General features: G+C 63.8%; 2 protein-coding genes. One reads left to right on the top strand and one right to left on the bottom strand.

Annotated elements, in window-relative coordinates; translation table 11 throughout:
* A partial coding sequence (locus tag QZ307_RS11010) for an FAD-binding protein (protein WP_295999771.1) occupies window positions 1-548 on the top strand: 548 nt, incomplete at its 5' end.
* Window positions 549-747: 199 nt separating this feature from the next.
* Here the strand turns inward: QZ307_RS11010 and QZ307_RS11005 are convergent.
* A complete protein-coding gene (locus QZ307_RS11005; RefSeq protein ID WP_295999770.1) occupies window positions 748-1959 on the bottom strand; it encodes a M20/M25/M40 family metallo-hydrolase in 1212 nt (403 codons plus the stop codon).
* Window positions 1960-2089: the final 130 nt, after the last annotated feature.

The following is a 2089-nucleotide window of genomic DNA, read 5'->3' as shown; positions in this document are numbered from 1 at the left end:
ACACGCCGGGCAACGTTGCCTGGAGCATCTTCGACGGCGACTACGAGAAGAAGGTACGCGCCCAGGCTCCGTTGACTGCCGACGGTCTGCTCAACGGCATCGCCGAGAAGATCGACACCGCGGTCGATCAGAACCTCATGTACCGCGCCGACACGCTCGAGGACCTTGCCTCCCAGCTGGGCATCCCGGCCGACGAGTTCAAGGCTACCGTGGAGCGCTATAACGAGCTGTGCGCCAACGGCAACGATGTTGACTTCGGCGTTCCCGAGCGCTTCCTCGCCTCGGTTGACACCCCGCCGTTCTACGCGCTGAACGTGCCAGCCAAGACCCTGGTCGTGCCCTTCGGCCTGCATGTCGACAGCAACTCCCAGGTGTGCACCGAGGACGATCAGCCCATTGCCGGCCTTTTTGCCGTCGGCAACGTTCAGGGCGATTTCTTCAACTTTACCTATCCCGTCACCTGCCCTGGTCTGAGCCATGGACGCTCTCTTACCTTCGGCAGCCTGGTGGGTGGAGCCCTCGCCCAGGGAACCACCATCAACGGCTAATTCCGCATAGCCGGGATCTGTCAAGAATCTGCCTCCCCTGATCAGCGCAGATCCCAGGTTGTGTCCCTCCCAGAAAGGGCCGCGAAGTCTTCTGAAGCTTCGCGGCCCTTTCGTTAGATTGTGCCGCGTGCTCCGGGATGGAGAACGGCAGCTGTTCGGCCATGCCAGGAACAAGCGGCCGCCAACCGGCGGCACCGCCCTACGCCGTGTATTCAGCGATGATGGCCTCTACGTAACGGGCCATGGCTTCCAGGTCCTCTACTAATATATATTCATCGACGGAATGGAAGTTCGTCATGCCGATGCCCAGGGTGATGGCGTCGGCCCCTTTGGTGCCCAGCACGTTGGCGTCGGCGCCGCCGCCGGAAATGGCATGGCGGGGCTCCAGGCCAGCCGCGCGGGCGGCCGCTTCCAGGTGCTGTATGATGGCATCGTCGGCCGTATGCACCACAGCAGGGTAGTCCACCGTCCAAGCGATATCCACCGAACCCCCAAACTGGGCGGCTGCCTCCTCAAGGGCCCGGGTCATGGCGTCGCGCTGGGCCATCACGCGATCCTCGTAGAGCGAACGGCACTCCCCTTCCAGCTGGCACGCAGCCGGCACGATGTTCACCGCCACGCCGCCTTCGATGTGCCCCATGTTGGCCGTCGTGCACTCATCGATGCGCCCCAGGGGCATGGCGGCCACGGCAGCGCTGGCAATCTGGATGGCCGATACGCCGCATTCAGGCTCGACGCCCGCATGGGCGGCACGGCCGGAAATGGCGGCACGCAGCGTGAAGTGGTAGGGCGCCCCCATGATGATAGTTCCCGGTGCGCCGTCGGCATCGAGCACGAACAGCGGCACCGCCTGGGTGCCGTCCAGCAGCCCCTCGCACTCCGTGCCGCGAGAAGCCGCGGGCAGATCGGCCGGCCACTGCAGCGCATCGGCGGCCAAGGCCGACGAGCCCAGCAGGCTCTGCTCTTCGCAGGTGGTCAACAGCACGGTCAGGTCGGGCCGCGGCGCTCCGGATTCCACCACCGAGCGAACGCCCTCGAAGATAGCGGCAATGCCCGCTTTGTCGTCGGCGGAAAGAATGGTGTCCCCTGCCGAGCACACCGCTGCCACCATGCGGCAGGTGACGTCGTCGCACACATGGCGCTGTTCGATAACGGCCTCGATGCCGGCACAGGGCTTCACCGTGTCCATATGCGCGGAAAACGCCACGCGCCCCGGCACCGTACCCGGCAAGTGCGCAATAAGGTTGCCCGTATCCGACCCCGTCTCGCGAGCCGAATCGTCGAAAGTCACCGTGAACCCCAGATTCGCCAACTGCTCGGTGCAGTAGGCCGCCATAGGCGCCTCATGCCACGAAGGGCTCTCAATGGGAATCATCTCCAAAAACGAATCAAGCACACGCTGGGGGTTCATAGGGTTCCTTCATTCTACCTATCTCAATTAGTAATTTTCGGAATACGCCTAAGGAAGTCAGCGAGGGTCCGACAAGTGCCTGGAATTGCCCCGCCTTTCGCCCAAGCGTACTTCGGTACGCGCCGTGGCG

Source organism: uncultured Adlercreutzia sp. (assembly GCA_910585575.1).
GTDB lineage: Bacteria > Actinomycetota > Coriobacteriia > Coriobacteriales > Eggerthellaceae > Adlercreutzia.
This window is presented reverse-complemented; position numbering and strand designations above follow the sequence as displayed.

What these genes read in the sequence shown, in the direction of transcription:
- QZ307_RS11005 (WP_295999770.1), bottom strand. Translation starts at nt 1,959, where the DNA reads ATGAACCCCCAGCGTGTGCTTGATTCGTTTTTGGAGATGATTCCCATT.